Below are 24882 nucleotides of genomic sequence, written 5' to 3'. Positions count from 1 at the left end.
GTTGGCGAACGCAGCGACGCAAGCCATGGTCAAGCCATGCCAGCCGCCAAGCCCAAGCCCGCCCCAAGACCTGCGCGCAAGCCCGCCAAACGCCCCCGCCGCGCCTCCCCCGCCCAGGCCGCACGGATCGAGGCGCTGTTCTCGCGCTTCGCCCAGACCGCCCCCGATCCACGCACCGAGCTCGACTTCAAGAACCCCTACACCCTGGTGGTAGCGGTGGCCCTGTCGGCCCAGGCGACCGACAAGATGGTCAACAAGGCGACCGACAAGCTGTTCGCCGTCGCCGACAACCCGGCCGACATGGTCGCCCTGGGCGAAGAGGGCCTGATCCCTTTCATCGCCTCGATCGGCCTCTACCGCACCAAGGCCAGAAACGTCATCGCCCTCTCGCGCATCCTGCTGGACCAGTACGGCGGGCAGGTCCCCCTGAAGCGCGAGGCGCTGCAGGCCCTGCCCGGCGTCGGTCGCAAGACCGCCAGCGTGGTGCTGAACGAGCTCGATATCGAGCCGGCCATCGCCGTCGACACCCACGTCTTCCGCGTCGCCCACCGGCTGAAGCTGTCCGCCGGCAAGACCCCCGACCAGGTCGAGCACGACCTGACCGCCATCATCCCGAAGCCCTACCTGACCCGCGCCCACCACTGGCTGATCCTGCACGGCCGCTATGTCTGCGTGGCGCGCAAGCCCAAGTGCGCGGAATGCGTGGTCGCCGACCTCTGTCCGTCGCGTGAGCTGTTCCTGGGCGCCTAGCGCATCGCCGCGCGCATCGCCTTTGCAAATCCGCCGCCGCGGTCGGGGGCCAGGTCGAGATAGAGGTCGGGCTCGATCGCCTCCAGCTCCATCAGGCGCAGCTCGCCGTCAGGAGCGCGGATCAGGTCGATACGGGCATAGGCCAGGGGCTGGCCCGCCGCCTCCAGCACCTGGCTGGCGACCCGGCGCATCTCGGCGTCAGCCTCGATGGCGCGATAGGCGCCGCCGTACTGGTACTGCACGCGGAAGTCCCCGGCGCTGGCGACCTTGGCGATGGCGTGGCTGAAGGCGCCGCCGAAATAGAGCAGCGACAGCTCGCCCTCCTCGGCCACCGCCGGCAGGAAGGGCTGCAGCATGGCCGGGCCGGGCGGGCCGCCGGCCAGGCTGCCGCCATGGGGCAGGCGGATCGTGCCGAACGAGCCGCCGGAGACCTGCGGCTTGACGATCAGGTCCTGGCCGAACCGTTCGTGCGCCTCGGCGACAGCGGCGGGGGTCAGGCGGTCGACGAACAGGGTCGGCACGATCGGCGCCCCGGCCTCTTCCAGCTCGGCCAGGTAGGTCTTCTGGGTGTTCCAGGACAGGACCTCGACCGAATTGACTGCGCGAACGCCGCCTTCGTCCAGCCGATCCAGCAAGGTCCGCCACTCGCGCTCGCGGCTATGATAGCCCCAGGCCAGGAGTGGGGTGACCGCATCGAACCCGGCCAGGTCGCCGGCCTCGGTCCACGAACGGGTTGTGACTTCGATCCCCTCCGGTCGGAGGGGCGCGGACAGGCGTTCGGCCAATTCGGAGGCGATGGCGGCGAATCTCGGCTCGTCCGGCGCCGGCGTCAGCAGCAAAAGTCGCATCACATCACCGCCCGCATTGCCAGTCCGAGGCCCATGCTATACTCCGCGCGCCGTTCAAAGCCCGGATCTCCCTGCCCATGCAAAGCCTGTACGACGTCGCCGCCATCGGCAACGCCATTGTCGACGTTATATCGCCGGCCACCGAGGATTTCCTGGTCGAGCACGGCCTGACCAAGGGCGCCATGATCCTGATCGACGACGCGCGCGCTGTCGAACTCTACGGCCACATGGCGCCGGGAGTCGAAGCCTCGGGCGGATCGGCCGGCAACACCATCGCGGGCCTGGCCAGCCTGGGCGGCCGCGGCGCCTTCATCGGCAAGCTGGGCCAGGACCAGCTGGGCGACGTGTTCGCCCATGACATCGAATCCATCGGCGCCAAGTTCAGCGGCGGGCGGATCGGCGACCACCAGACCGGGCGCTGCCTGATCAACGTCACCCCCGACGGCCAGCGCACCATGTGCACTTTCCTGGGCGCCGCAGCCATGGTGTCTCCCGACGACGTCGATCCGGCGATCATCGAGGCCGCCGCCGCGGTCTATCTGGAAGGCTACCAGTTCGACCCGCCGGAGGCCCGCCGCGCCTTCGCCAAGGCCGCCGGCCTGGCGCGCGGGGCCGGGCGGCTGATCGCCCTGTCCCTCTCCGACAGCTTCGTGGTGCATCGTCACCGGCCGGCGCTCCTCGGCTTCATCGACAGCGAGGTCGACATCCTGTTCGCCAACGAGGACGAGATCTGCGCCCTGTTCGAGACCGACAGTTTCGACGCCGCCGCCGAGGCGATCCGCGGCCGGGCCAAGATCGCCGCCATCACCCGCGGCCCGAAGGGCTCGGTGGTCATCGCCGGCGACGACGCCCACGCCGTTCCCGCCGCTCCGGTGGACAAGGTGGTCGACACCACCGGCGCCGGCGACCAGTACGCCGCCGGCTTCCTGCACGCCTTGGCCCAAGGCCATAGCCTGCCGGCCTGCGCCCGCTGGGGCGGCTTGGCCGCGGCCGAGGTGATCTCGCACTACGGCCCGCGCCCGCAGACTTCGCTGAAGGCTCTGGCCGCCGCCGCAGGGCTATAGGGCTTTCCTATCGGGTCCTTTCCGTTTAGATCGCCATTCCCGCTCGCCGGGATCGGACGAAGATCAAGGAGCGCGCCGACATGGCCGCCAGCCGCACGGCCGAAGTGGTCCGCGAGACCAAGGAGACCCAGATCCGCGTGACCGTGGACCTGGACGGGACCGGAGTCTCGAAAGTCTCCACCGGCGTCGGCTTCTTCGACCACATGCTGGAAAGCTTCGCCCGCCACGGCGGGATCGACATGACGGTCGAGACCAAGGGCGACCTGCACATCGACATGCACCATACGGTCGAGGACACCGGCATCGTCCTGGGCCTGGCGATCGCCAAGGCCCTCGACGGGTTCAAGGGCGTGCGCCGGTTCGGCCACGCCTATATCCCGATGGACGAGACCCTGACCCGCTGCGCCCTCGATCTCTCCAACCGCCCCTACCTCGTCTGGAAGGTCGCCTTCCAGCGGCCCAAGGTCGGCGAGATGGACACCGAGCTGTTCAAGGAATTCCATCACGCCTTCGCCATGAACTGCGGCGCCTGCGTGCATCTGGAGACCCTCTACGGCGAGAACAGCCACCACATCGCCGAGAGCGGATTCAAGGCCCTGGCCCGGGCCCTGCGCCAGGCGGTGGAGCTGGACCCCAAGACCCTGGGCCACGCCCCCTCCACCAAGGGCGTGCTCTGATAAACCCATGCAGAGCATAGCCCTGATCGACTACGGGTCGGGCAACCTGCGCTCGGCCGAAAAAGCCCTCGTCAAGGCCGGCGAAGCGCTGGACGGCGCGCGCCGGGTGGTGGTGACCGCCGATCCCGACCTGATCGCCCGCGCCGACCGCATCGTCCTGCCCGGCGTCGGCGCCTTCGCCGCCTGCGCCGCGGGCCTGCACGCGCGCTCGGGCGTGACCGAGGCCCTGGAGGCGGCGGTGCGCGGGCGCGGGACCCCGTTCCTCGGCATCTGCGTCGGCATGCAGCTGATGGCTTCGCGCGGGCTGGAGTTTCGCACCACGCTCGGCCTCGACTGGATCGGCGGCGAGGTTCGTCGCCTGACCCCCGACGGCGCGGCCTTCAAGGTGCCGCACATGGGCTGGAACGACATCCAGGTCGCCGCCCCTCATCCCCTGTTCGAGGGACTGGGCGCGGATTCACCCATGTACTTCACCCATTCTTTCGCCTTCTTCCCCGATGATGCCGCCGCCGTGGCCGCCAGCGTCGACCATGGCGGGCGGTTCGCCGCGGCCGTGGCGCATGGCAATATGGCCGGCGTGCAGTTCCACCCCGAAAAATCGCAAGCGGCGGGCCTAAGGCTGCTCGCCAACTTCCTGGACTGGCGCCCATGATCCTCTATCCCGCCATCGACCTGAAAGACGGGCAGTGCGTGCGCCTGCTGCATGGCGACATGGACAAGGCCACCGTGTTCAACGCCTCGCCCGCCGACCAGGCCGAGCAGTTCGTGCGCGACGGCTTCGACTGGCTGCACGTGGTCGACCTGAACGGCGCCATCCAGGGCCAGTCGATGAACGCCGACGCGGTCAGCGCCATCCTCAATCGCGTCTCCATCCCCGTGCAGCTGGGCGGCGGCATCCGCAGCCTGGAGGCGGTCAGCCTGTGGATCGAGGCGGGGGTCAGCCGGGTGATCCTGGGCACGGTCGCGGTCCGCGATCCCGAGCTGGTCAAGACCGCCGCCCGCCAATGGCCCGAACAGATCGCCGTGGCCGTCGACGTGCGCGACGGCAAGGTCGCGGTCGAGGGCTGGACCGGCGGCTCCGACCTCGATCCCATCACCCTCGGCAAGCGGTTCGAAGATGCGGGCGTCGCCGCCCTGATCGTCACTGACATCAGCCGCGACGGGGCCATGACCGGGGTCAATGTCGAGGCGGTGGGGGCGGTGGCCGATGCAGTCTCCATCCCCGTGATCGCTTCGGGCGGGGTGGCCTCGGTGGACGACATCCGCCACCTGCAGGCCTGGCCCGGCGTGCCGATCGCCGGCGCGGTGCTCGGCCGCTCGCTCTACAACGGCGCCATCCGCCCGGCCGAGGTGATCGCCGTGGCCAACCGCAAGGCGGCCTGAGGCCCCATGCTCAAGGTCCGCGTCATCCCCTGTCTCGACGTCAAGGATGGCCGGGTGGTCAAGGGCGTGCAGTTCGTGTCCCTGCGCGACGCCGGCGACCCGGTCGAGCAGGCCCGGGCCTATGACGCGGCGGGCGCAGACGAGCTGATGTTCCTCGACATCACCGCCAGCCACGAGGGCCGCGGCGCCATCCTGGACGTGATCGCCCGCACCGCCGACGTCTGCTTCATGCCGGTCTCGGTCGGCGGCGGGGTGCGCAACGTCGAAAATGCGCGCGCTCTCTTGCGCGCGGGGGCCGACAAGGTCTCGGTCAACACCGCCGCGGTGGAGGACGAGGGCCTGATCGCCAGCCTCGCCGACGCCTTCGGCTCCCAGGCCGTGGTCTGCGCCATCGACGCCCGCGCCCGCGAGGGCGGCGGCTGGGAGGTGTTCACCTATGGCGGGCGCAAGGCCACGGGCCTCGACGCCGTCGACTACGCCGCGCGGGCGGTGGAGCGCGGGGCTGGCGAGATCCTGCTCACCTCCATGGACCGCGACGGGGCCAAGAGCGGCTACGACGTCGCCCTGCTAAGGGCCGTGTCCAGCGCCGTGGGCGTGCCGGTGATCGCCTCGGGCGGGGCCGGGACCACCGACCACCTGATCGAGGCGGTGCAGGCTGGCGGGGCAGACGCGGTGCTGGCCGCCTCGATCTTCCACTTCGGCGAGATCGCCATCCCCGAAGCCAAGGCCGCCATGGCCCGCGCCGGCCTGCCGGTGAGGCTGATCGCATGAGCACCCAGCGCTTCGCCGACATCCTGGCCCGGCTGTCCGCCACCATCGCCGCGCGCAAGGGCGCGGACCCGGCTTCCTCCTACACCGCCAAGCTCCTGGCCGCCGGCCCGGTCCTGGCCGCCAAGAAGCTGGGCGAGGAGGCCATCGAGACCGCCCTGGCCGCCGCCCTGAACGACCCGGACGCCATCGCCGCCGAGAGCGCCGACCTGATCTATCACTGGCTGGTCCTGCTGGCCGCCAGCGACGTCAGCCTCGACGCCGTGGCCGCCAAGCTGGAGGCGCGCGAGGGCCGCTCGGGGATCGAGGAGAAGGCGTCGCGCAAGGGCTGATCCTGTCCGAAGTTTAATCGGCCTTACAGCCATTTAACTGGCTCGATCCCATCCCCGCCCCGATGGTGGCGGCCATGAAAAACAGAGCCGCTCTCATCGCCGCCGTCCTTCTCGCGGCGCTCGCTCCCGCCGTGGCCTTGGCTGATAGCGATAAGACCACGGTGGGTGACTGCCACATCGGCGCCTATCGCCTGGCGGATGGCAGCCTGGTGGATATCGGCGCCTCCACGGGCCAGGCCCTGCGCTGGCGCCGCTTTGACGGGACTACCGGCGCCTTGACCCAAGGCGCGGACGGGGTCTGGGGCTCGACGCGCGGCTGGACCGGCAAGCCCGACGGGCATCAGGTCCGCTTCGGCGCCTGCGGCACAGGCGAACTGAGCTTCGACGGCCAGGCCGCGCACCGCCAGGATTTCGACGTCACCGACACCACCTTCCAGGGCGCGGGCGTCAAGCTGGCCGGGCGGCTGGTTCTGCCCAAGGGCGCGGGGCGGGTCCCCGTCGTAGTGTTGATCCACGGCTCGGAGAACTATTCCGCCCGCGACCTCTATTCCCTGCAGCGCATCCTGCCGGCCGAGGGCGTGGGCGTGTTCGTCTATGATAAGCGCGGCATCGGCGCCTCGGAGGGCAAATACACCCAGGACTTCGAGACCCTGGCCGACGACGCGGTCGCGGCCATGGGCGAGGCTCGGCGCCTGGCCGGCCCGCGCGCTGGGCGGATGGGCTTCCAGGGCGGCAGCCAGGGCGGCTGGATCGCGCCCCTGGCCGCCACCAAGACCCGGGCCGACTTCGTCATCTCCAGCTTCGGCCTGCTCATCTCGCCGCTGGAAGAGGACCGCGAGGAAGCGGCGCTGGAGCTGAAGCTGAAGGGCCACAGCCAGGCCGAGATCGACCAGGCCATGGATGTGGTCGACGCCGTGGGCGTCTATGTCAGCAGCGACCTGAAGACCGGCTACGACCGCCTCGACGCCCTGCGGACCAAGGACAAGGCCGAGCCCTGGTACAAGGACCTGCACGGCAATTTCACCTGGATGGTGCTGCCCCTGAGCGACGCGGAGGCGAAGGCCAAGGCGAGCGAACTGGTGATGGGCACGCCCTGGCGTTACGACGGCATGGACGTGGAGCGGCGGCTGAATACGCCCCAGCTGTGGATCCAAGGGAGCGACGACCTGCAGGCGCCCTATGCCGAGACCCGCCGCCGCCTCGACGCCCTGGCCGCCGCCGGCAAGCCGATCACCCGCGCTGTGTTTCCGCACACCGAGCACGGCATCTACGAATACGAACTGGACGCGAGCGGCGAGCGCCAGAGCACGCGCAACGCCGACGGCTACTTCGCGATGATGCGCGACTTCGCGCGGGACGGGCGGCTGAACGGGACCTATGGCGACGGGACCGTGACCACTCCCAAGCGCGCAATGGCGGCGAGCGGCCAATAGCGGCCGCCCGCCGGGGCGCAGGTCAGTGCGCCTTGGCGCCGCCCAGCTTGGCCATCAGCTCCGCCTTGCGGGCCTTCAGCCTTTCGCCGGTGGCGTCCAGGTCCTCGTCGCCCTTCTTGGCCTGGGCGAAGATACCGCCGGGCTGCTCTTCCTCCTTGACGTGGTGCTTGATGTATTCGCCCAGCACCTTGACCTTGGCGTCGTAGAACTCGTCGCCGGGCGCCATGGCCTCGATCTCGGCGATCAGCTTTTTGGCCCCGGCATGCTCGACATAGGCTTCGTCGAGCATGTCGTCTTCGATCTGCCCGCGCTCCTCGGGATAGAAGATTTCCTCTTCGATCTGGGTATGAACCTTGAGCGCAAGAGCGATCTTTTTGAACAGCTCTAGCTTTTCCGAGTCCGATTCCAGTTGCTCGTACTCGTCGAACCAGTTTTCGACTTCGCGGTGGTCTTGCTTCAACAGCTTGACCGCGAGGGGATCTCGGCGTCCTGTTCGACGGGTGCGGCGAATCTTGGATCCTGCGGCCGATTTGCTGGATGCTGTCGTCATGTTGCTCTCCTGTGGTTTCAACAACAACTCGCCTCCGACGCGACTGTTCCGCCGCGCGTTGAAGGACGGTCGAGCCGGCGCCTGCGACACGTTCGCGGCGCCGCGAACGGAAGAAAGAGAGCGCCCATGGCCATCGATGAAGACGTTCTGCGCACCCTGAAGCCCGAGCCTCTCTCGGCGATCGCCCGACGGGTGCGCGACGGCGACATTCTGCTGTGCTCCGGCAACGACCCCTTCTCCCGCCTGATCGGCTGGGCGACCAGGAGCCCATGGACCCATGTCGCCCTGGCCTACCGCTGGGCGCCGCTGCACCGGATCATGGTGTTCGAGAGCGTGCAGCGGCTGGGCGTGCGCACCGTCACGCTCGAACGTTTCATCAGCCAGAGCAGCACCGGGCAAAAGCCCTATCCCGGCAAGATCATCCTGGCGCGGCACGAGGACTATGCGGGGGCGAGCGGGGACGCCGCCATGCGCCGCCTGGCCGATTTCGCCGTCGACCGGTTCGGTGATCCTTTCGCGCCAATCGAAATCCTGAAGATCGCGGCGCGCATCGCCTTTGGCCGGACGGGGCGGGTGACGCCGAAATTCCTGCAGCCGCAGAATGAGTTCATCTGCTCGGAATATGCGGCCAGGTGCTACGAGGCGATCGGCGTCGAAATCCCCTGGGACCAGCGCGGCTTCATCGCGCCGGCCGATTTCGCGAACGATCCGAAGACCAAGGCGCTGGCGCAGTTCCAGACGCGGTGAAAAGGAGGCCCCTCACCCCACCCGGGCCGACATCCCCCCGTCCACCGGGAGCAGCACGCCGGTGATGAACCCCGCTTCGTCCGAGGCCAGGAACAGGGCCGCGTGCGCCGTGTCCCAGGCCGTGCCCATCTTGCCTCTCAGCGGCACCCGGGCGTTGCGGGCGGCGCGGACGGCTTCGGGGTCTTCGCCGCGGGCGTTGGCTATGCCGGCCACGGCCATGGGGGTGTCCATCAGGCCGGGCAGTATGGCGTTGCAGCGGATGCCGTGGGCCGCGTTGGCGTTGGCGACGCTGGTGGTCAGCCGGTTCATGCCCGCCTTGGAGACCTCGTAGGCCACCTGGTTTCCCCCCGCGATCGAGGCCAGGGACGAGATGTTGACGATCGCCCCGCCGCCCTGGGCGCGCATCACCGGGATGGCGTGGCGGATCATCAGGAAGGCCGACTTCAGGTTCACCGCCAGAATGCGGTCGAAGGCGGCCTCGTCCGCCCGGTGCGCCGGCCCGTCGCCGCGCCCGCCGATGCCGACATTGTTGACCAGCACATCCAGCCGCCCGAACTGCGCCCCAGCCTCCGCCACGGCGGCGGCGCAGTCGCCGTCCCGGGAGACATCGGCCTCGAAGGCGGCCGCCTCGCCGCCCTCGGTCTGGATCATGGCCACGGTCTCGGCGGCGCTCTCCAGCCGCCGGTCGATGCACAGGACCTTCGCCCCCTCGCGTGCGAAGAGGAGCGCCATGGCCCGGCCGTTGCCGACGGTCTCGCCCGGGGTCTGGCCGGCGCCGGTGATCAGGCAGGCCTTGCCCGCGAGCCGCCCGGCCACGGTCAGAACCCCTTCAGGTCGGGATCGAGGGTCTGGCCCTCGTCGAGCTGCACCCCGAAGCTGTTCAGCAGCATCGAGACCTGAGTGTACTGGCCGGCGGTGAACACCAGGTCCATGGCCTGGCCCTGGTCGAAGTGCTTGAGCAGGTCCGCCCAGGACGGCTCGGTGACGAACTGCTGGTGGTGCAGGTCGTCGGTGGCGCGGATCAGGGCGGCGTCGGCCGCGCTCCAGCCCGGCGCGTCGGCGCCGGCCTTGATGCGCGCGATCTCGGCGTCGGTCAGGCCCGCCCGCTGGCCGATCGGTACGTGCTGGGTCCACTCGTAACCCGCCTTGCAGAGGTAGCCGATGCGCAGGATCACGATCTCGCGCTCCCGGGCGGGCAGGCTGTTCTTCTTCGACAGGATGTAGCTTCCCCACCCCAGGAAGCCCTTCATCGCCGCCGGCTTGTTCAGGAAGGTGCGGAAGATGTTGAGGATCGCGCCGCGGTCAGCCATGGGCGCCACCAGTTCGCGCTGCTCGTCCGTCCAGTCGCCCTCGGCCACGGGCGCGATGCGGGGCTTGGTCAGTCTCATGCGGCGTCCTTCCCGTGTATGTCTGTGGGTCTATCTGACCGCCATTCACCCGCCTTCGCCAAGCGGGATTTCAACCGGAACCCGCCTCAGGCGTTTGCATGGCGCCGGCGGCTTGCGCCGGCCCCGCGCCGCGCGCTAACTCCGGCTCATGAGCAGACCCCCGATCATCGCCCCGTCCATCCTGGCCTCGGACTTCTCCAAGCTCGGCGAGGAGGTGCGCGCCATCGAGGCCGCCGGCGCCGACTGGGTGCATGTGGACGTGATGGACGGCCACTTCGTGCCCAACATCACCATAGGCCCGGACGTGGTGAAGGCCCTGCGCCCGCACTCAAAGCTGCCCTTCGACGTGCACCTGATGATCGCCCCGGCCGATCCCTATCTGGAGGCGTTCCGCCAGGCCGGCGCCGACCTGATCAGCATCCATCCGGAGGCCGGGCCGCACCTGAACCGCTCGCTGAAGCAGATCCGCAAGCTGGGGGCCAAGGCCGGGGTGGTGTTCAACCCCTCGACCCTGCCCGAGACCATCGAATGGATGATGGACGAGGTCGACCACATCCTGGTCATGTCGATCAATCCCGGCTTCGGCGGCCAGAGCTTCATGACCTCGCAGCTGAGGAAGATCGAGCGCCTGCGCGGCATGATCGAGAAGGAGCGCCGGCCGATCGAGCTGGAGGTCGACGGCGGGGTCACGCCGGAGACCGCGCGGCTGTGCGTCGACGCCGGCGCCACGGCCCTGGTGGCCGGCACCGCCGTCTTCCGCGGCGGGCCGGCGGCCTATGCGGACAATATCCGCGCCTTGAGGGGAGGCTAGGCCCCTACCTATGGCGGGCGAGCGGACACGGCTGTGGCTTCCGGCCGTGGGGCGCGCCCTGGCCGGCCAGGCGCGCGCGGAGTGGCGCGCCACGCCCATGGGCCAGTCGGGCCTGTCCGGGCCCAGGCCCCTCGGCTTCGCCATCCAGCCCCACAACGCCCGCCCGGCGACCCGCGAGCGCGGCGAGGCGCTGCTGCAGGGCCGTTTCGACCTGGCCGGCGAGACCCTGGACCTCGGCCCCGGCGGCGATCCCTGGAACCGGCCCAGCCCCAGCCTGGCCTTCGCCGAGCGGCTGCACAGCTTTGACTGGCTTGTCGACCTGATGGCCCACGGCGAGGCCGGCGCGCGCGAAGCCCTGCGCCTGACCCTGGACTGGAAGCGGGTGTTCGGCCGCTGGAACCCCTTTTCCTGGCGCGCCGACCTGGCCGAACGGCGGGTGTTCAACCTGGCCTGCGCCGGCCGGGCCATGCTGGCCGGCGCCTCCGACTTCGAGATCGGCCAGCTCTCGGACAGCGTGGCGCGCCAGGCCCGCCACCTCCTCAGGCTCAAGGACGAGCCGCCGCGGGCCGCCGAGCGGTTGAACGCCGCCGCGGTGGCCGGGATCGCCCTGGCGGGGCCGGCGGGCGAGGCGATCTACATCCGGGCCCTGCCGCGGCTGGACCAGGCCCTGGCCAAGGCCGTGGCCCCGGACGGCGGCCACATGACCCGCTCGCCCGAGGCGGGGCTGGAGCTTTTGCTCGACCTGCTGGCCCTCGACGATGGCCTGTCGCAGACCGGCCACGCGCCGCTGGAGCGGGCCACGCGCGCCATCGACCGCCTGTCGGGCGCGACGCGCTTCTTCACGCTGCCCGACGGACGCCTGGGCGCCTTCCAGGGCGGCGAGTCCTCGACCCCGGCGCGGATCGCCGCCGCCCTGACCCACGAGACCCCCGCCGCCAAGGCCGAACCGCAGCGGGACGCCCCCTTCAGCGGCTATCAGCGCCTGACCAGCCCCGGCATGAGCGTCTTGATGGATGTCGGGGCCCCGGCCAGCGGCGCCTGGAGCCTCGCCGCCTGCGACCAGGTGGGCGCGATCGAGGTGGTCTGCGGGCGCGAGCGGCTGATCGCCAACTGCGGCTGGAGCCCGCGCAGCCACCGCCCCGGCCCCTGGCGCCAGACCGAGGCCGCCTCCACCGTGACCCTGGGCGAGGCCGGCCCGGTCGCGCCCCTCACCGGCTATCTGGCCGAGGCCCTGGGCGCCCGGCTGGTCGGGGTCGCCGGCCAGATAGCCTGCCATCGCCGCGAGAACGAGGCCGGGATCTGGGTCGAGGTCGGCAACACCGGCTGGCTGGCGGCCACCGGCCTGACCCACGAACGACGCCTGTTCCTCGACAAAGCCCTGGGCGAACTGCGCGGCGAGGACCGCTTCATCCCGGCCGAGCAGGCCCAGGCCCAGTCGGCGGCGGTGGCCGTGCGCTTCCACCTGCCCCCTGACGTCTCGGCTCTGGTCAGCCGCGACCAGCGCAGCGTGCTCCTCCGCGGCCCCTCCAGCCGCGGCTGGTGGCTGCGCAGCGACGCCAGCGAAGTCAGTATCGAGCCCTCGGCCTCCTTCGTCGAAGGCGTCGCCTACAAGGCCAGCCAGATCGTGCTGCGGGGCCGCCTCCGCACCGACCGCGGCGGGCGGGTGCGGTGGAAACTGGCGGCGGCGGAAGGGTAAGGGGCCGTTGACTCCAACCCCGCCCCCGCCTATCCCCCGGCCATTCCTTGCGTGACTGGCGATGAAGGTGGGCGACCACCGGGGAGCGCGGGGACATATCCGCCGCTCGCCTGGGCAATGTCCTCAAACGCTCGTTGAAGGAGATCGCCTTGCCTCACGCCCCCGACTATCCCGCCCCCGCCGACAAAGCCCCCGTCAAGCGCGCCCTGATCTCGGTCTCGGACAAGACCGGCCTGATCGAGGCCGCCAAGGCCCTGGTCGAGCTGGGCGTCGAACTGGTCTCGACAGGCGGCACCAAGGCCGCCATCGCCGCTGCCGGCCTGGCGGTGAAGGACGTCTCGGACCTTACCGGCTTTCCCGAGATGATGGACGGGCGGGTCAAGACCCTGCACCCGATCGTGCACGGCGGCCTTTTGGGCGTGCGCGACGCCCCGGCGCACAAGGCGGCGATGAGCGAGCACGGCATCGGCGGCATCGACCTGCTATACGTGAACCTCTACCCGTTCGAAGAGACGGTGGCCAAGGGCGGCGACTTCGCCGAGTGCGTCGAGAACATCGACATCGGCGGCCCGGCCATGATCCGCTCGGCGGCCAAGAACCATGGCTATGTCGCCGTCTGCACCGATCCGGCCGACATGGCCGAGGTGCTGGCGGCGCTGAAGGCCGAGGGCGCCACGACCCTCGCCCTGCGCAAGCAGCTCGCCGCCCGCGCCTATGCCCGCACCGCCGCCTATGACGCCGCCATCTCGGCCTGGTTCGCCCAGGCGGTGGGCGACGAGGCGCCGACGCGCAAGGCCTTCGCCGGCCAGCTGGTCCAGACCATGCGCTATGGCGAGAACCCGCATCAGAAGGCGGCCTTCTACCGCTACGCCAATCCCCGCGCCGGCGTGGCCACCGCCCGCCAGCTGCAGGGCAAGGAGCTCAGCTACAACAACATCAACGACACCGACGCCGCCTTCGAGCTGGTGGCCGAGTTCGACCCGGCGGCGAGCGCGGCCGTGGCCATCATCAAGCACGCCAATCCCTGCGGCGTGGCCACCGGGGCGGACTTGAAGGCGGCTTATCTGAAGGCGCTGGAGTGCGACGCCGTCTCGGCCTTCGGCGGCATCGTGGCTTTGAACCGCAAACTGGACGGCGCTGCGGCCGAGGAGATCGCCAAGATTTTCACCGAGGTGGTGATCGCCCCCGACGCCGACGAGGACGCCATCGCCGTCTTCGCCAAGCGCAAGAACCTGCGCCTGCTGGTCACCGGCGGCCTGCCGGACCCGCTGGCCGGTGGCGAGACGTTCCGCTCGGTCTCGGGCGGCTTTCTGGTGCAGTCGCGCGATGCGGCGCGGATCACCGCGGCGGACCTCAAGATCGTCACCAAGCGCGCCCCGACTCCGCGCGAGATCGAGGACATGCTGTTCGCCTTCACCGTGGCCAAGCACACCAAGTCCAATGCGGTGATCTACGCCAAGGATGGCCAGACCGCCGGCATCGGCGCCGGCCAGATGAACCGCCGCGATAGCGCCCGCATCGCCGCCCTGCGCGCCGCCGAGGCCGCAGAAGCCGCCGGCCTGCCCCAGTCCCTGGCCAAGGGCTCGGCCTGCGCCTCCGACGCCTTCTTCCCCTTCGCCGACGGCCTCTTGCAGGCGGTCGAGGCGGGGGCGACGGCGGTGATCCAGCCCGGCGGCTCGATCCGCGACGACGAGGTCATCGCCGCAGCTGACGAGGCGGGCATCGCCATGGCCTTCACCGGGACGCGGGTGTTCCGTCACTGACACGAAAAGCCTTCCCCCTCGATGGGGGAAGGTTGGATGGGGGTGTTCGCGCCTGCGGTGACGACTTGAGCTGCGGTGGCTCCGGCGCCCAACTGCGATCTTCGCTCCATCCTCGCGGTCACACCCCCTCCCAACCCTCCCCCATCGAGGGGGAGGGCTTCACTACCCCCGCCGAAACCGTCCCTGTTCGCGCGCGATCAGGGCCAGGGCCCAGTCGTCGGGAATCAGCTTGGCGATGGCGGCGATGGTCTTGTTCGGCGCGCCGGGGACGCAGATGGCGCGGTTGGCCTCGGCGGCCTCGTAGCCCGCCGCAGCCACCTCGTCGGCGCCCATCCACAGCCAGGGCGGGGTGTTCTTGGACACCTGCTCGCGCGTGCCGGTGACGTCGTGGAATTCAGAGAAGGTGAAGCCGGGGCAGAGGGCGCTGACATGCACCCCGGCCTCCTGGCCCTCCAGATGCAGGCTCTGGGAGAAGCGGACCAGAAAGGCCTTGGTCGCGCCATAGAGGGTGGCGCCCGCCGTGCCGGGAACCAGCCCGGCCAGGGAGGCGACATTGACGATGCGGCCGAACCGACGCTCCACCATCCCCGGGAACACCTTGTGGGTCAGCTCGCACACCGCCACCAGCAGGACCTGCAGGAAGGCGGCCTGCTGGTCCCAGCGGGTTTCGGCATAGCGGCCGGGCACCCCGTAGCCGGCGTTGTTGACCAAGGCGTCGACCACCCGCCCGTGCCCCTCCAGATCAGCCAGGATCCTGTCCACGGCGCCGGGCTCGGCCAGGTCGGCGGGGATGGTCAGGGTCTCGACCCCGTGCCGCATGCGGATATCGGCGGCCACGGCCTCCAGCTTGTCGACGCGGCGGGCGGTCAGGGCGATGTCGTAGCCGTGGGCGGCGTAGATCCTGGCGATGGCGGCGCCGATCCCGGCCGAGGCCCCGGTCACCAGGCAAAGGCGGCGCGTCATGCGGGCGGCGTCTCCGATCAGCTTTACCGGCAAGAGTGGCCTGCGCCGCGGGGGCGTTCAAGCCGCAGGAACAGGCGCGACCATGCGACGATTGAAGCGCGCCCGGAAAGGGAGTAATCGCCCGCTGAATTTTGGGGATCGCCGCCCGGCCGCGGGCGTTGCTGACATGCCCCGGAGACCTTGCATGACTGGGCTCAGCCCCGAAGCCACGACGGCCGCGCCGGAACTCGCCGCCGACCTTCCCGCCAATGCCGCCCCCAAGCCCGCCAGCCAGGGCATGGCCGCCCTGATGCTGGGCGCGGTGGGCGTGGTGTTCGGCGACATCGGCACCAGCCCGCTCTACGCCATGCGCGTCGCCCTGGGCCACGCCCGCCACGGCGCCTCGCACGAGATGGCGGTGCTGGGGGTGATCTCGCTGGTGATCTGGGCCCTGATCCTGGTGGTCACGGTCAAGTACGTCATCTTCCTGATGCGGGCCGACAACCGCGGCGAGGGGGGCACCCTGGCCCTGAGCGCCCTGGCCCAGCACGCCGCCGGCCGGCGCACCGCGGCGATCTTCGTCATCAGCGTCGCCGGCGCGGCCCTGTTCTTCGGCGACTGCCTGATCACGCCCGCGATCTCGGTCCTCTCCGCCGTCGAAGGGGTCAAGGGCGCGCCGCAGATCGGCCACCTGCTCAACCCCTATGTCGAGAGCATCGCCGCCGGCATCCTGGTGGCCCTGTTCCTGGTCCAGTCCCGCGGCACCCACCGGGTCGCCGCCCTGTTCGGCCCGATCGTGGCCCTGTGGTTCCTGGCCCTGGCGGGGCTGGGCCTCTACCACCTGGGCGACGACATCTCGATCCTCCGGGCGATCAGCCCCTACTACGGCGTGAGCTTCCTGCTCTCCAGCGGCTACAAGGGCTTCCTGATCCTGGGCGCGGTGTTCCTGGTCGCCACCGGCGCCTCGGCCCTCTATGCCGACATGGGCCATTTCGGCCGCCGGCCGATCCGCGCCGCCTGGCTGTGGTTCGTGCTGCCCTGCCTGGCGCTGAACTATCTGGGCCAGGGCGCGATGATGCTGCGCCATCCCCAGGCCCACGACCCCTTCTGGTCCATGGCGCCCGACTACGCCTACTGGCCGGTGCTGGGCCTGGCCACCGCCGCCACCGTGATCGCCAGCCAGGCGGTGATCACCGGCGCCTTCTCCATGACCCAGCAGGCGGTCCAGCTCGGCCTTCTGCCGCGAATGAACATCCGCCGCACCTCGGAGACCCAGGCCGGCCAGATCTTCATTCCTTCGGTCAACCTGTTCCTGACCATCGGGGTCATGCTGCTGCTGTTCGTGTTCCAGACCTCGGCCCACCTGGCCTCGGCCTATGGCGCGGCGGTGACCGGAGCCATGTTCGTCGACACCCTGCTGGCCTGGGTGATCGTGCGGAAGGTTTGGAATTGGCGGCTGTGGCAGGCCGCGGCCCTGGTGGTCCCGATCGGGGTGATCGACCTAGTGTTCATCTCCTCGAACCTGGTCAAGCTGGTCGAGGGCGCCTGGGTGCCGGTGGCCCTGGGCCTCGGCCTGATGCTGGTCATGTGGACCTGGAGCCGCGGCTCGCACATCCTCAGCGAGAAGACCCGCCGCGACAGCCTGCCCCTGTGCGACCTGATCGACATGCTGAAGGCGCGCCCGCCCTATCGCTCGCCGGGCACGGCCATGTACCTGACCGCCGACGCCGACATGGCCCCGGTGGCCCTGATGCACAATCTCAAGCACAACAAGGTGCTGCATCAGATGAATGTCATCGTCACCGTGCGCACGGCGGACATCCCCGAAGTGCCCGAATGCGACCGCATCGCGATCGAGAAAATCAGCGACGACTTCAAGAAGCTGACCCTGACCTACGGCTTCATGGAGAGCCCGAACCTGCCCAAGGCGCTGCAGATCTGCAGGAAGCAGGGGCTGAAGTTTGACATCATGACCACCAGCTTCTTCCTGGGGCGCCGCTCGCTGGTCCGGGCCGAGCATTCGGGCATGCCGGTCTGGCAGGACAAGCTGTTCATCTTCCTGACCAAGAACTCGGCCAATCCGACCGACTTCTTCAAGATACCGCCCGGACGGGTGGTCGAGCTGGGGGCCCAGGTCACCGTATGAGCGACTGGCTGATCCCTCTGGCCGAGTTCCAGAAGGGCCTGGCCGCCTCGGGCGAGGACTTCTTCACCGGCGTCCGCCACGGCTCGATGCGCGCCCTGGTCTATGCCCCCAAGGGCAGCGACCCGCAGACCCCGCACAAGCAGGACGAACTCTACATCGTCATCTCGGGGACCGGCCGGTTCCGCAAGGGCGAGGAGGTGCGCCCCTTCGCCCCGGGCGACGTGATCTTCGTCGAGGCCTGCGCCGAGCACCGCTTCGAGGACTTCAGCGACGACTTCCTCACCTGGGCCATCTTCTGGGGCCCCGACGGCGGCGAGTGAGCCGCCGCACCGCACACGGCTGAACCGATATCTGAAGGTTCTGCGCCTTTGTGTTCGGGCGCACGAAGCATGGTGGGGTAGCGATTGGAGCTGACCACGATAGCCGGACCCGGCGCGCTGGCGCTGTGGCCGAGGCCGTTCTGGCCAGTTTCGCCATCTTGGGTCGGGTCCCAATTTCGCCTTCGCCGGGCTGGCGTCCCGCCCGGCGGACCCGCGCGCCGAGGCCCCCCGACATTCCCCCCTCGGCGCGCGGGAGTTCGCGCTCCCGGAAATCCTACTGCCAGGTCTCCTGCAGCCCCTTGCGGCGCGGGGCGACCAGCTTGTCGGTGGTTCTCGGTTCGTCCACCGGATGGCCGTAGTGCCAGCCCTGGGCATAGTCGACGCCCAGCTCGCGCAGGGAGTCGGCGGCGGCCTTGTCTTCGGTGCGGGCGCCGACGGTCTTGATGTTCAGCACCGCGCACAAGCGCACGAAATGCCCGACCAGCAGGCGCGAGCGCTGGCTGGTCGCCAGTTCCCGCACATAGCGGCCGTCGATCTTGATGGTGTCGATATTGAGCGCGCGCAAATAGTCGAACGAGGCCGCCCCGGCGCCGAAATCATCGACGCAGACGTTGAAGCCCATCTTCCTCAGCACCTGCACCCGCCGGTCGATGCCCTCCAGGTCCTCCAGGGCGGCGCGCTCGGTGATCTCGATGCAGAAGCGGTTGCGCATCGACTGCGAGCGCTTGGTCATGGCGATCAGGCCCTGGACATAGCCGTCGTCGCGCAGCGCGCCGCCGGAAATGTTGATGGCGATCGACAGCTCGCGGGTGCGGTCGGCCTCCAGCACGCGCCACGCCGCTTCGGCCACGGCCACGTCCAGCTGGTCGATCAGGCCCAGTTGCTCGGCCATGCGGATCGAGGCGGCGGTGTTGTCCTTGCCGGGGATGCGCAGCAGCGCCTCGTAGGCGTGGACCTTCTCGTCGGCCAGGCGGACGATCGGCTGATAGGCCAGCTTGAACTTGCGGTCCTTGACCGCGACGCGGAAGGCGCCGGCGTCCTTGAAGGTGGTTGAAAGTTCGGCCGCCAGGGTGGCGACGTCGGGATCGCCCTCCTGGGCCAGGAAACGGTCGATGGCGTAGCGGACCGCACGAACCCCGGCGCCGGGACGGGATGGATCGTTGATTTGGGCCTGCGACATGCGCGGCGCCAGCAGGGCGGCGATCTCGGCGCCCAGGCCGTCGATGGCCTTGTCGAGCTGCTCCAGCGGCGTCTTTTCATTGGTCAGCAGCACGTAGCGGCCGGCCGCGACCTTGGCCGCGGCCTGGTTGACCGCCGAGCGCAAGAACAGCGCCTCGAGCTGGGACAGGGCCGATCGGATCGCCTCGGCCAGGGGCTGGTCGCCCAGCTGGCGGGCGGCCGCCACCTCGACGAAGGTCAGGTATAGCCGCTCGCGCAGGGCGCGCGGGTCTTCCATGATCTCGGAGACCCGCTCGATGAAGTCCTCGGCCGCCAGCATCGGGACGCTGGGCGGCGACTGCGCCGCCCCGGCCGTCTTAGGCAGCTCGATGCCCAGCGAAAAGGTGCATGAAATGCGCGAGCCGAGGTCGCGCGAGCGGAAGGCGCGCATCACCGCCCTCTGCGGACCGTCCAGGGTCTTCAGCACCACATTGGCCGCCGCCGCGCGGGTATTGGGCTCCAGGGACGCCGGCAGGCTCATCAGGGCGGGCAGCGACGTGGCGTCGACCAGTTCGTACAGGGTCTTGGCGCGCAGGCCCTCGACCTTGCCGTCGGCGAAGCTCATCCCGTAGAGGATGTTCCAGTTCTCGTCGAACTCGACCAGGAGGTCAGCGCCGGCGAAGGCGAAGGCGAGAAATCGCGCGTCGCCCGTGACGAGCGAGCGAACGGCGTTGTTCGACCAGCTCGGGGCTTGGAACGATTTTTCCCTTGTAGCTCGAGACTGCATGTCGCCTCCCAACGGCAAGCAAGTCTTAGAGAGCGGCAAATCTTGTTAATGCACAGTGAAGGCAGTTTTATGAGGCGCCCGGATCTGGGGTGTGCGGTATAGGTATGCAGTATAGCGAAAGCGCTGTCTTGCCTTGCCGGGCTTGGGAATTTGCGGTTCCCGCGCTGCCGCCGCGCCGATCACAATTGGGAACAAGCCGGGATATCCGCGGGTTTCGTTCTTTTGGCGAACAGGACCAGGACTTTTGCGGGACACGGCCATCCAGCCGCCGACCATCAAGGGGGTGAGGCTCGGCGCCATCATTCTCGGCGTTCTGGCGGCGCTGGTCGCCGGCGCGGCGCTGATCCTGTCCAACACCCACTGGAACTTTCTCCGCGGGCCGGTCGGGCGCATCGCCTCGGCCACGGCGGGGCGCAGCATCGTCATCCATGGCGACCTGACGGCTCGCCTCCTGTCGCTCGAACCCGAGGCCAGCGCCCGCGACCTCCAGATCGGCGGATCCAGTGGCGTCCCCGGCGATCTCGCGCGGGTCGGGCTATTCCGCGCCCGGATCAAGCTTTTGCCCCTCCTGGCGGGCCGGGCGGACCTGCCGCTGATCGAACTGGGGCATGCCGATATCCGCGCGGTCCGAGACGGCGCCGGCCACGCCAACTGGCGCACCCCGGCCGGCGGTCGGGCGCCGATGAAGCTGCCGCCGATCGAGCATCTGGCTATCCACGACAGCCGGCTGCATCTCGTCGACCAGTCCCGCCGGCTGGTCATCGAGGCCCAGGTCCGGTCCGACGAGACCCTCGGCGTCGGTGGGCGTGGCCAGTTCCGCCTGATCGGCCAGGGCTCGCTTAACAATGATCCGTTCGGCCTGACCTTGACCGGCGGGCCGCTGCTCTACGTCAAGGCCGACAAGCCCTACGCCTTCGACGCCGACATGCGCGCCGGCGCCACCCACGTCCTGGCCCGAGGCGTCCTGACCCGCCCCTTCGATTTCGGTCAAGTCAGGGCCAGCCTCGCCGCATCCGGCCCGGACATGGCCGACCTCTATCATCTGACCGGCGTCGCCTTCCCCAATACGCCGGCCTACAGCCTCGGCGGCGTTCTGGTGCGCGACGGGCATCGCTACAGTTTCGATCCGATAAGGGGTCGGGTCGGCCGCAGCGACCTCGCCGGCGCCTTGAGCGTCGATCATTCCAGCGGCCGGCCCTTCGTCAGGGCGAGCCTGCGGTCGCATATCCTGGCCCTGTCGGATCTCGGGGCCGCGGTCGGCGCGAAGCCGGGCGTCGTCGCGGCCGCGCGCAAGGGCGAGCCGCACGTCCGGCTGTTGCCCGACGCCCGCCTCGACCTGACCCGCGTCCGCTCGACAGACGCCGTCGTCGACTACAAGGCCGAGTCGGTGATGGCGGCCGGCGGGTTGCCGCTGAAGCAGGTTCGGCTGAACCTGAAGCTCGACCACGGTGTGCTGATCGCCGACCCGCTGGAATTCACCTTCCCCCGCGGCCGGCTGGCCGGCCGCATCCGCGTGGACGCCCGTCCCGATACACCGCTCGACGAGCTCGACCTGAAGGTCAGCCAGGTCCGCCTGGCCGACTTCTTCACCCATACCAGCCCGCCGCCGCTCGATGGCGTGCTGCAGGCCAGGGCCCGGCTGAGCGGGCGTGGCGCCTCGGTGCGCGAGGTTGCGGCCAGCGCCAACGGCGCGCTCGCCTTCATCGCGCCGCATGGCGAGGTGCGCCGGAGCCTGGGCGAGCTTCTGGGCGTGAACGTCACCAAGGCCCTGGGCCTGATGCTGGCCAAGGACCAGAGCGATATGGGGGTGCGCTGCGCGGTGGCTCAGTTTTCAGCCAGGAACGGCGTCCTGACCGCCGACCGGATCGTCTTCGACAGCGATACGGTCCGCACCGACGGCCGGGGCCAGGTCGATCTGCGCGACGAGTCCGTGGACCTGACCCTGACGGGGCATCCCAAGCGCTTCCGCCTGGTGCGGCTGCAGTCGCCGATCACGGTCAGCGGGCGCCTGGCGAGCCCCAAGCTCGGCCTGGAGGCCGGCGCGGCCCCGGCCCAGGCGGGCGTCGCGGTCGTCCTGGGCGCCGCGCTTTCGCCGCTGGCGGCCATACTTCCATTCGTCGATCCTGGCCTCGCCCATGACGCCGACTGCGCCGCCGCGGAAGCGGACGCTCAAACCGCGGGGAGCCGCGCGCCGCATCATCCCTGAACAGAGCAATCAGGCGGCGTCGCGTCCGAAGACGGCGGGCGGACAGGTCATTCAAAATCAACCCCAGGATTAACTGAAATCATAGGTTTTCGGCTCAGCTTCGCTTGTATGACTGGGAGCGATCGATGACTGTCGAAGGTGGCCAGGCGCAGTCGAGCGATCTGCGCGCGCCGCTGGTCGGCTACCGCCTCGTTTTGGCCGCGGCGCTCTACGGCCTGTTCATGGCGGGGTTCTGCTGGGCTTCGATCGTCGTTCCGCGCCTTTTGGGCCGCGGGGAAGGCATCTGGCCGGCCAACGCCCTGACATTGACCATACTCATGCTGACTCCGACCCGCCAATGGCCGGTCTGGCTGGCCTCGGCCGGCCTCGGCAATGTCGCCGCGGGCATGATCAGCGGCGAATCCCTGGCCATGTCTGGCCTGATGACCGGCTGTAACCTGATCGAGATCGCGGGCGCGGCCGTCACCGTGCGGCGGCTGGTGGGCGAGCGGCTGGACGTGTCCCGCGCCGACCACCTGTGGCGCTTCGCCCTGGTCGCCGGCGTCGCCGCGCCGCTGGTCTCGGCCTCTCTCGCCGCCCTGGCCCTCGGGGGGCTCCGCGGTGACGACGAGTGGTTCACCTTCGGCTCCTGGGTGGCCGCCGACGGCCTCGGGGCGGTGATCCTTGCGCCCCTGCTGCTGACCCTGCGCGACCAGCGCCGATGGCTGGCGGCCACGCCCCTGTCGCCTCGGGCATGGGGGGCATTGGCCGGCCTCGCCTTCGTCACCGCCCTGGTGTTCAGCGTGCGCCAGCCACTGGCGTTCCTGATCCCTCCGGCCCTGCTCCTGGTGGTGTTCCAGCTGGAGGTCATCGGCGCCGCCTGGGGCGTATTGATCATCCTCGGCATGGCCGTGGCCTTCACCGCGGCCGGCCTGGGCCCCATCGCCGGTCATCAGCGCAGCGCCGCCGACGACATCCTGGCGGCCCAGCTGTTCCTCGCCGCCATCACCCTGACCAGCCTGCCGACCGCCACCGCCCTCGCCCAGCGGCGAAGGCTGCAGGCTGAGGTCCTGGCGAGCGCAGCCCAGACCGCCGAACTCTACCGCCGGGCCAAGCTGGCCGAAGAGGTCGCCGGGGTCGGCTATTGGCGCATGGAGACGGTCGGGGGCAAGATCGCCTGGTCCGAGACCCTGGCCGCTGCGTTCGGCGTCGAGCCCGACCACCCGCCCGATGTCGACCTGATTCTCTCCCGCCTGCCTGACGAGGATCGCCCGGGGATCGGCCAGATGATCGAGGCAGCCCGCGCGAGCGAGGAGGCTGTCGGCCACCAGTTCCGTATCGACCGCCCGGACGGAACCCAGCGCCACATGCTCTGCCGCACCGCCGCCGAGCGCGACGCCAAGGGTGACGCGGTCGCCGTGTTCGGCGCCACGATCGACATCACCGAGATGAAGAAGGCGGAGGCCGAGGTGGCCGAGAGCGAGGCCCGCTATCGCCTGGTGACCGAGGCCTCCAGCGACATCGTGCTCAAGTTCGACGCCTGCGGCCGCATCATGTTCGCCTCCCAGGCCGCTCGCCAATTCGGCTACGAACCGGCGGACCTCATCGGCCGCAACGCCTTCGACCTGATCCACCCGCAGGACCTCGAGGCCATCAACGCCGGCTTCGCCGCCCTGGTGGCCGACGTGCGGCCTTCCCGCGGGTACAATATCAGCGAGTTCCGCGCCCGGCAGGCGGACGGCGGCTGGGTGTGGGTCGAGGGCAATCCGTCGGTGATCCGCGACGAGGCCGGCGAACCGATCGCTTTTGTCAACGCCCTGCGCGACATCACCAAGCGCAAGGCGATGGAAGACGAGCTGCGCGCCGCCCGCGCCGCCGCCGAGGCCGCCGCCCAGGTCAAGGGCGAGTTTTTGGCCAATATGAGCCACGAGCTGCGCACGCCGCTCACCAGCGTGATCGGCTTCACCCGCCTGGCCCTCGAACAGCCCGACCTGAGCGAGAACAGCCGGGACTACATCGCCAAGGCCTCCAGCGCCGGCGCCGCTCTGCTCTCCACGGTCAACGACATCCTCGACTTCTCCAAGCTGGAGTCCGGCCAGCTGCAGATCCGCCTCGAGCCGTCAGACCCCGCCGCGGTCTGCCGCGAGACGCTCGACCTGTTCAGCCAGGGCGCGGCCGAAAAAGGCCTCAGGCTCCGCTTCACGGGGACGGCCTTGCCCGAGCGGCTGGCCCTTGACCCCAACCGGCTCCGCCAACTGCTGCTCAACCTGATCGGCAACGCGGTCAAGTTCAGCGAAGCGGGCGAGATCGAGGTCGCCGCGTCCTGGCGAGCGGCGGATCAGCGCCTCACGGTCTCGGTCGCCGACCAGGGACCCGGCATCGCACTGGAGCAGCAGTCGCTGCTGTTCCGCCGCTTCTCGCAGGTCGACGGCTCCAGCACTCGCCGGCACGGCGGCACCGGCCTGGGGCTCGCCATCTGCCGCGGCCTCGTCGAAGCGATGGGCGGCGCCATCGGGGTCCAGAGCGAGCCCGGCCGCGGCGCCCGGTTCCACTTCGAGATTCCGGCCGAACCGGCCGGCCCCGCCGAAGCCGAAGCCAGCGAGATCGAGCTGGTCTTCCCGGTCGGCGCCCGGGTTCTGGTGGCCGACGACCATTCGGCCAACCGCGAGCTGGTGCGCGCGGTGCTCACGCCGTTCGGCGCGGTGGTTTCGGAAGCGGCCAATGGCGCGGAAGCCGTCCGCGCGGCCGAGTCCTCGATCTTCGACCTGATCCTGATGGACCTGCGCATGCCCGAACTGGACGGTTTGGCCGCCATGCGGGCGATCCGATCGGGCAGGGGTCCCAATCGGAGCGCCCCGATTCTCGCCTTCTCCGCCGGAGCCGACGCCCCTGGGGCGTCCATGCGCCGGGCCGCGGGCTTCGACGGCGACCTGTCCAAGCCGGTGCTGCCCGCAGACCTGGTCGCAGCGGTCTGCCGCCACGCCCTGCCGGACGGCGACGAAGAGGCGGCGCCCAGGCGCGGGAACCTGCCTTCGGTTTAGCCAGTTTAGCGGGATGCTGGCGCTCAAGCTTGGTGAACGGCCAATGGTCTCGACGGCAAGCGTCTGTTCACGATAGATGGTATATCACCGCGC

The 24882-nt window shown here is 69.8% G+C and carries 22 protein-coding genes and 1 riboswitch; of the genes, 16 read left to right on the top strand and 6 right to left on the bottom strand.

Going from position 1 to position 24882, the window contains the following annotated elements; translation table 11 throughout:
• The first annotated feature begins 36 nt into the window (after positions 1 to 36).
• Complete coding sequence (gene nth / locus KCG34_RS15725; RefSeq protein ID WP_211936586.1) at positions 37 to 750, top strand: endonuclease III; 714 nt, start codon at positions 37 to 39, stop codon at positions 748 to 750.
• Here the strand turns inward: nth and KCG34_RS15720 are convergent.
• The gene (locus KCG34_RS15720; protein WP_367576002.1) at positions 747 to 1598 is read right to left on the bottom strand and encodes an ATP-grasp domain-containing protein; all 852 of its coding nucleotides are present in this window, start codon (positions 1596 to 1598) and stop codon (positions 747 to 749) included. The two genes, nth and KCG34_RS15720, sit on opposite strands and share 4 nt — an antisense overlap.
• A gap of 77 nt (positions 1599 to 1675) precedes the next feature.
• Here KCG34_RS15720 and KCG34_RS15715 point away from each other — a divergent pair, with 77 nt between their 5' ends.
• From KCG34_RS15715 to KCG34_RS15685, 7 genes are all read left to right on the top strand, one after another.
• Positions 1676 to 2662, top strand: coding sequence for an adenosine kinase (locus KCG34_RS15715; protein ID WP_211936584.1), 987 nt, complete (start codon positions 1676 to 1678; stop codon positions 2660 to 2662).
• A gap of 80 nt (positions 2663 to 2742) precedes the next feature.
• Complete coding sequence (hisB, locus tag KCG34_RS15710) at positions 2743 to 3339, top strand: imidazoleglycerol-phosphate dehydratase HisB (RefSeq protein ID WP_211936583.1); 597 nt, start codon at positions 2743 to 2745, stop codon at positions 3337 to 3339.
• Between the two features lie 7 nt (positions 3340 to 3346).
• A complete protein-coding gene (hisH, locus tag KCG34_RS15705; protein ID WP_211936582.1) occupies positions 3347 to 3991 on the top strand; it encodes an imidazole glycerol phosphate synthase subunit HisH in 645 nt (214 codons plus the stop codon).
• Positions 3979 to 4722, top strand: a complete 744-nt coding sequence (gene hisA / locus KCG34_RS15700; RefSeq protein WP_211940841.1) for a 1-(5-phosphoribosyl)-5-[(5-phosphoribosylamino)methylideneamino]imidazole-4-carboxamide isomerase — start codon at positions 3979 to 3981, stop codon at positions 4720 to 4722. Before hisH ends, hisA begins: the two co-directional genes overlap by 13 nt.
• Positions 4723 to 4728: 6 nt before the next feature.
• The gene (gene hisF, locus KCG34_RS15695; RefSeq protein WP_211936581.1) at positions 4729 to 5493 is read left to right on the top strand and encodes an imidazole glycerol phosphate synthase subunit HisF; all 765 of its coding nucleotides are present in this window, start codon (positions 4729 to 4731) and stop codon (positions 5491 to 5493) included.
• Positions 5490 to 5822, top strand: a complete 333-nt coding sequence (locus KCG34_RS15690) for a phosphoribosyl-ATP diphosphatase (RefSeq protein ID WP_211936580.1) — start codon at positions 5490 to 5492, stop codon at positions 5820 to 5822. The genes hisF and KCG34_RS15690 overlap by 4 nt, the downstream gene beginning before the upstream one ends.
• 74 nt (positions 5823 to 5896) lie before the next feature.
• The gene (locus KCG34_RS15685; RefSeq protein ID WP_211936579.1) at positions 5897 to 7255 is read left to right on the top strand and encodes an alpha/beta hydrolase family protein; all 1359 of its coding nucleotides are present in this window, start codon (positions 5897 to 5899) and stop codon (positions 7253 to 7255) included.
• A gap of 22 nt (positions 7256 to 7277) precedes the next feature.
• Here the strand turns inward: KCG34_RS15685 and KCG34_RS15680 are convergent, their stop codons facing one another.
• Entirely contained in the window at positions 7278 to 7805 is a 528-nt protein-coding gene (locus tag KCG34_RS15680; RefSeq protein WP_211936578.1) for a hemerythrin domain-containing protein, read from the bottom strand.
• A 126-nt stretch (positions 7806 to 7931) separates the two neighbouring features.
• On the opposite strand from KCG34_RS15680, the gene KCG34_RS15675 reads away from it, so the two are divergent.
• Positions 7932 to 8552: a C40 family peptidase gene (locus tag KCG34_RS15675; RefSeq protein ID WP_211936577.1), complete on the top strand. Its 621-nt coding sequence runs from the start codon at positions 7932 to 7934 to the stop codon at positions 8550 to 8552.
• A gap of 12 nt (positions 8553 to 8564) precedes the next feature.
• Here KCG34_RS15675 and KCG34_RS15670 read toward each other — a convergent pair whose 3' ends face one another.
• Together KCG34_RS15670 and KCG34_RS15665 are read right to left on the bottom strand one after the other, a co-directional pair.
• A complete protein-coding gene (locus KCG34_RS15670) occupies positions 8565 to 9368 on the bottom strand; it encodes an SDR family NAD(P)-dependent oxidoreductase (protein WP_211936576.1) in 804 nt (267 codons plus the stop codon).
• 2 nt (positions 9369 to 9370) lie between these two features.
• The gene (locus KCG34_RS15665; protein ID WP_211936575.1) at positions 9371 to 9940 is read right to left on the bottom strand and encodes a carboxymuconolactone decarboxylase family protein; all 570 of its coding nucleotides are present in this window, start codon (positions 9938 to 9940) and stop codon (positions 9371 to 9373) included.
• A gap of 148 nt (positions 9941 to 10088) precedes the next feature.
• Here KCG34_RS15665 and rpe point away from each other — a divergent pair, with 148 nt between their 5' ends.
• The 3 genes from rpe (at position 10089) to purH (ending at position 14210) form a co-directional block, all read left to right on the top strand.
• Complete coding sequence (rpe, locus tag KCG34_RS15660) at positions 10089 to 10751, top strand: ribulose-phosphate 3-epimerase (RefSeq protein ID WP_211936574.1); 663 nt, start codon at positions 10089 to 10091, stop codon at positions 10749 to 10751.
• 10 nt (positions 10752 to 10761) lie between these two features.
• Positions 10762 to 12447, top strand: a complete 1686-nt coding sequence (locus KCG34_RS15655; protein WP_211936573.1) for a heparinase II/III family protein — start codon at positions 10762 to 10764, stop codon at positions 12445 to 12447.
• A 41-nt stretch (positions 12448 to 12488) separates the two neighbouring features.
• Positions 12489 to 12570, top strand: a riboswitch (ZMP/ZTP riboswitch).
• A 26-nt stretch (positions 12571 to 12596) separates the two neighbouring features.
• Positions 12597 to 14210 (top strand): bifunctional phosphoribosylaminoimidazolecarboxamide formyltransferase/IMP cyclohydrolase, encoded by a 1614-nt coding sequence (gene purH, locus KCG34_RS15650; protein WP_211936572.1) that lies wholly within the window; start codon positions 12597 to 12599, stop codon positions 14208 to 14210.
• A gap of 162 nt (positions 14211 to 14372) precedes the next feature.
• On the opposite strand, the gene KCG34_RS15645 is transcribed toward purH, so the two are convergent.
• Complete coding sequence (locus KCG34_RS15645; RefSeq protein ID WP_211936571.1) at positions 14373 to 15173, bottom strand: SDR family NAD(P)-dependent oxidoreductase; 801 nt, start codon at positions 15171 to 15173, stop codon at positions 14373 to 14375.
• Between the two features lie 184 nt (positions 15174 to 15357).
• Here KCG34_RS15645 and KCG34_RS15640 point away from each other — a divergent pair, with 184 nt between their 5' ends.
• The gene (locus KCG34_RS15640) at positions 15358 to 17298 is read left to right on the top strand and encodes a potassium transporter Kup (protein WP_211936570.1); all 1941 of its coding nucleotides are present in this window, start codon (positions 15358 to 15360) and stop codon (positions 17296 to 17298) included.
• On the top strand, positions 17295 to 17618 hold the full coding sequence (locus KCG34_RS15635; RefSeq protein ID WP_211936569.1) for a cupin domain-containing protein: 324 nt from the start codon (positions 17295 to 17297) through the stop codon (positions 17616 to 17618). The genes KCG34_RS15640 and KCG34_RS15635 overlap by 4 nt, the downstream gene beginning before the upstream one ends.
• 274 nt (positions 17619 to 17892) lie before the next feature.
• On the opposite strand, the gene KCG34_RS15630 is transcribed toward KCG34_RS15635, so the two are convergent.
• Complete coding sequence (locus tag KCG34_RS15630) at positions 17893 to 19563, bottom strand: EAL domain-containing protein (protein ID WP_211936568.1); 1671 nt, start codon at positions 19561 to 19563, stop codon at positions 17893 to 17895.
• 244 nt (positions 19564 to 19807) lie between these two features.
• Between KCG34_RS15630 and KCG34_RS15625 the strand changes: the two genes are divergently transcribed.
• The gene (locus KCG34_RS15625) at positions 19808 to 21769 is read left to right on the top strand and encodes an AsmA family protein (RefSeq protein ID WP_211936567.1); all 1962 of its coding nucleotides are present in this window, start codon (positions 19808 to 19810) and stop codon (positions 21767 to 21769) included.
• A 125-nt stretch (positions 21770 to 21894) separates the two neighbouring features.
• Positions 21895 to 24789, top strand: coding sequence for a PAS domain S-box protein (locus KCG34_RS15620; protein WP_211936566.1), 2895 nt, complete (start codon positions 21895 to 21897; stop codon positions 24787 to 24789).
• Positions 24790 to 24882: the final 93 nt, after the last annotated feature.

The sequence above is a fragment of the Phenylobacterium montanum genome (assembly GCF_018135625.1).
Taxonomy (GTDB): Bacteria; Pseudomonadota; Alphaproteobacteria; order Caulobacterales; family Caulobacteraceae; genus Poindextera; species Poindextera montana.
Note: the sequence above shows the minus strand (reverse complement) of the source record. Positions and strands in the feature narration are given on the sequence as shown.

Excerpts from the sequence above, each read along its gene's own strand:
- nth (WP_211936586.1), top strand. The coding sequence starts at position 37 with ATGCCAGCCGCCAAGCCCAAGCCCGCCCCAAGACCTGCGCGCAAGCCC.
- KCG34_RS15720 (WP_367576002.1), bottom strand. The coding sequence starts at position 1,598 with ATGCGACTTTTGCTGCTGACGCCGGCGCCGGACGAGCCGAGATTCGCC.
- KCG34_RS15715 (WP_211936584.1), top strand. The coding sequence starts at position 1,676 with ATGCAAAGCCTGTACGACGTCGCCGCCATCGGCAACGCCATTGTCGAC.
- hisB (WP_211936583.1), top strand. The coding sequence starts at position 2,743 with ATGGCCGCCAGCCGCACGGCCGAAGTGGTCCGCGAGACCAAGGAGACC.
- hisH (WP_211936582.1), top strand. The coding sequence starts at position 3,347 with ATGCAGAGCATAGCCCTGATCGACTACGGGTCGGGCAACCTGCGCTCG.
- hisF (WP_211936581.1), top strand. The coding sequence starts at position 4,729 with ATGCTCAAGGTCCGCGTCATCCCCTGTCTCGACGTCAAGGATGGCCGG.
- KCG34_RS15690 (WP_211936580.1), top strand. The coding sequence starts at position 5,490 with ATGAGCACCCAGCGCTTCGCCGACATCCTGGCCCGGCTGTCCGCCACC.
- KCG34_RS15685 (WP_211936579.1), top strand. The coding sequence starts at position 5,897 with ATGAAAAACAGAGCCGCTCTCATCGCCGCCGTCCTTCTCGCGGCGCTC.
- KCG34_RS15680 (WP_211936578.1), bottom strand. The coding sequence starts at position 7,805 with ATGACGACAGCATCCAGCAAATCGGCCGCAGGATCCAAGATTCGCCGC.
- KCG34_RS15675 (WP_211936577.1), top strand. The coding sequence starts at position 7,932 with ATGGCCATCGATGAAGACGTTCTGCGCACCCTGAAGCCCGAGCCTCTC.
- KCG34_RS15665 (WP_211936575.1), bottom strand. The coding sequence starts at position 9,940 with ATGAGACTGACCAAGCCCCGCATCGCGCCCGTGGCCGAGGGCGACTGG.
- rpe (WP_211936574.1), top strand. The coding sequence starts at position 10,089 with ATGAGCAGACCCCCGATCATCGCCCCGTCCATCCTGGCCTCGGACTTC.
- KCG34_RS15655 (WP_211936573.1), top strand. The coding sequence starts at position 10,762 with ATGGCGGGCGAGCGGACACGGCTGTGGCTTCCGGCCGTGGGGCGCGCC.
- KCG34_RS15645 (WP_211936571.1), bottom strand. The coding sequence starts at position 15,173 with ATGACGCGCCGCCTTTGCCTGGTGACCGGGGCCTCGGCCGGGATCGGC.
- KCG34_RS15640 (WP_211936570.1), top strand. The coding sequence starts at position 15,358 with ATGACTGGGCTCAGCCCCGAAGCCACGACGGCCGCGCCGGAACTCGCC.
- KCG34_RS15635 (WP_211936569.1), top strand. The coding sequence starts at position 17,295 with ATGAGCGACTGGCTGATCCCTCTGGCCGAGTTCCAGAAGGGCCTGGCC.
- KCG34_RS15630 (WP_211936568.1), bottom strand. The coding sequence starts at position 19,563 with ATGCAGTCTCGAGCTACAAGGGAAAAATCGTTCCAAGCCCCGAGCTGG.
- KCG34_RS15620 (WP_211936566.1), top strand. The coding sequence starts at position 21,895 with ATGACTGTCGAAGGTGGCCAGGCGCAGTCGAGCGATCTGCGCGCGCCG.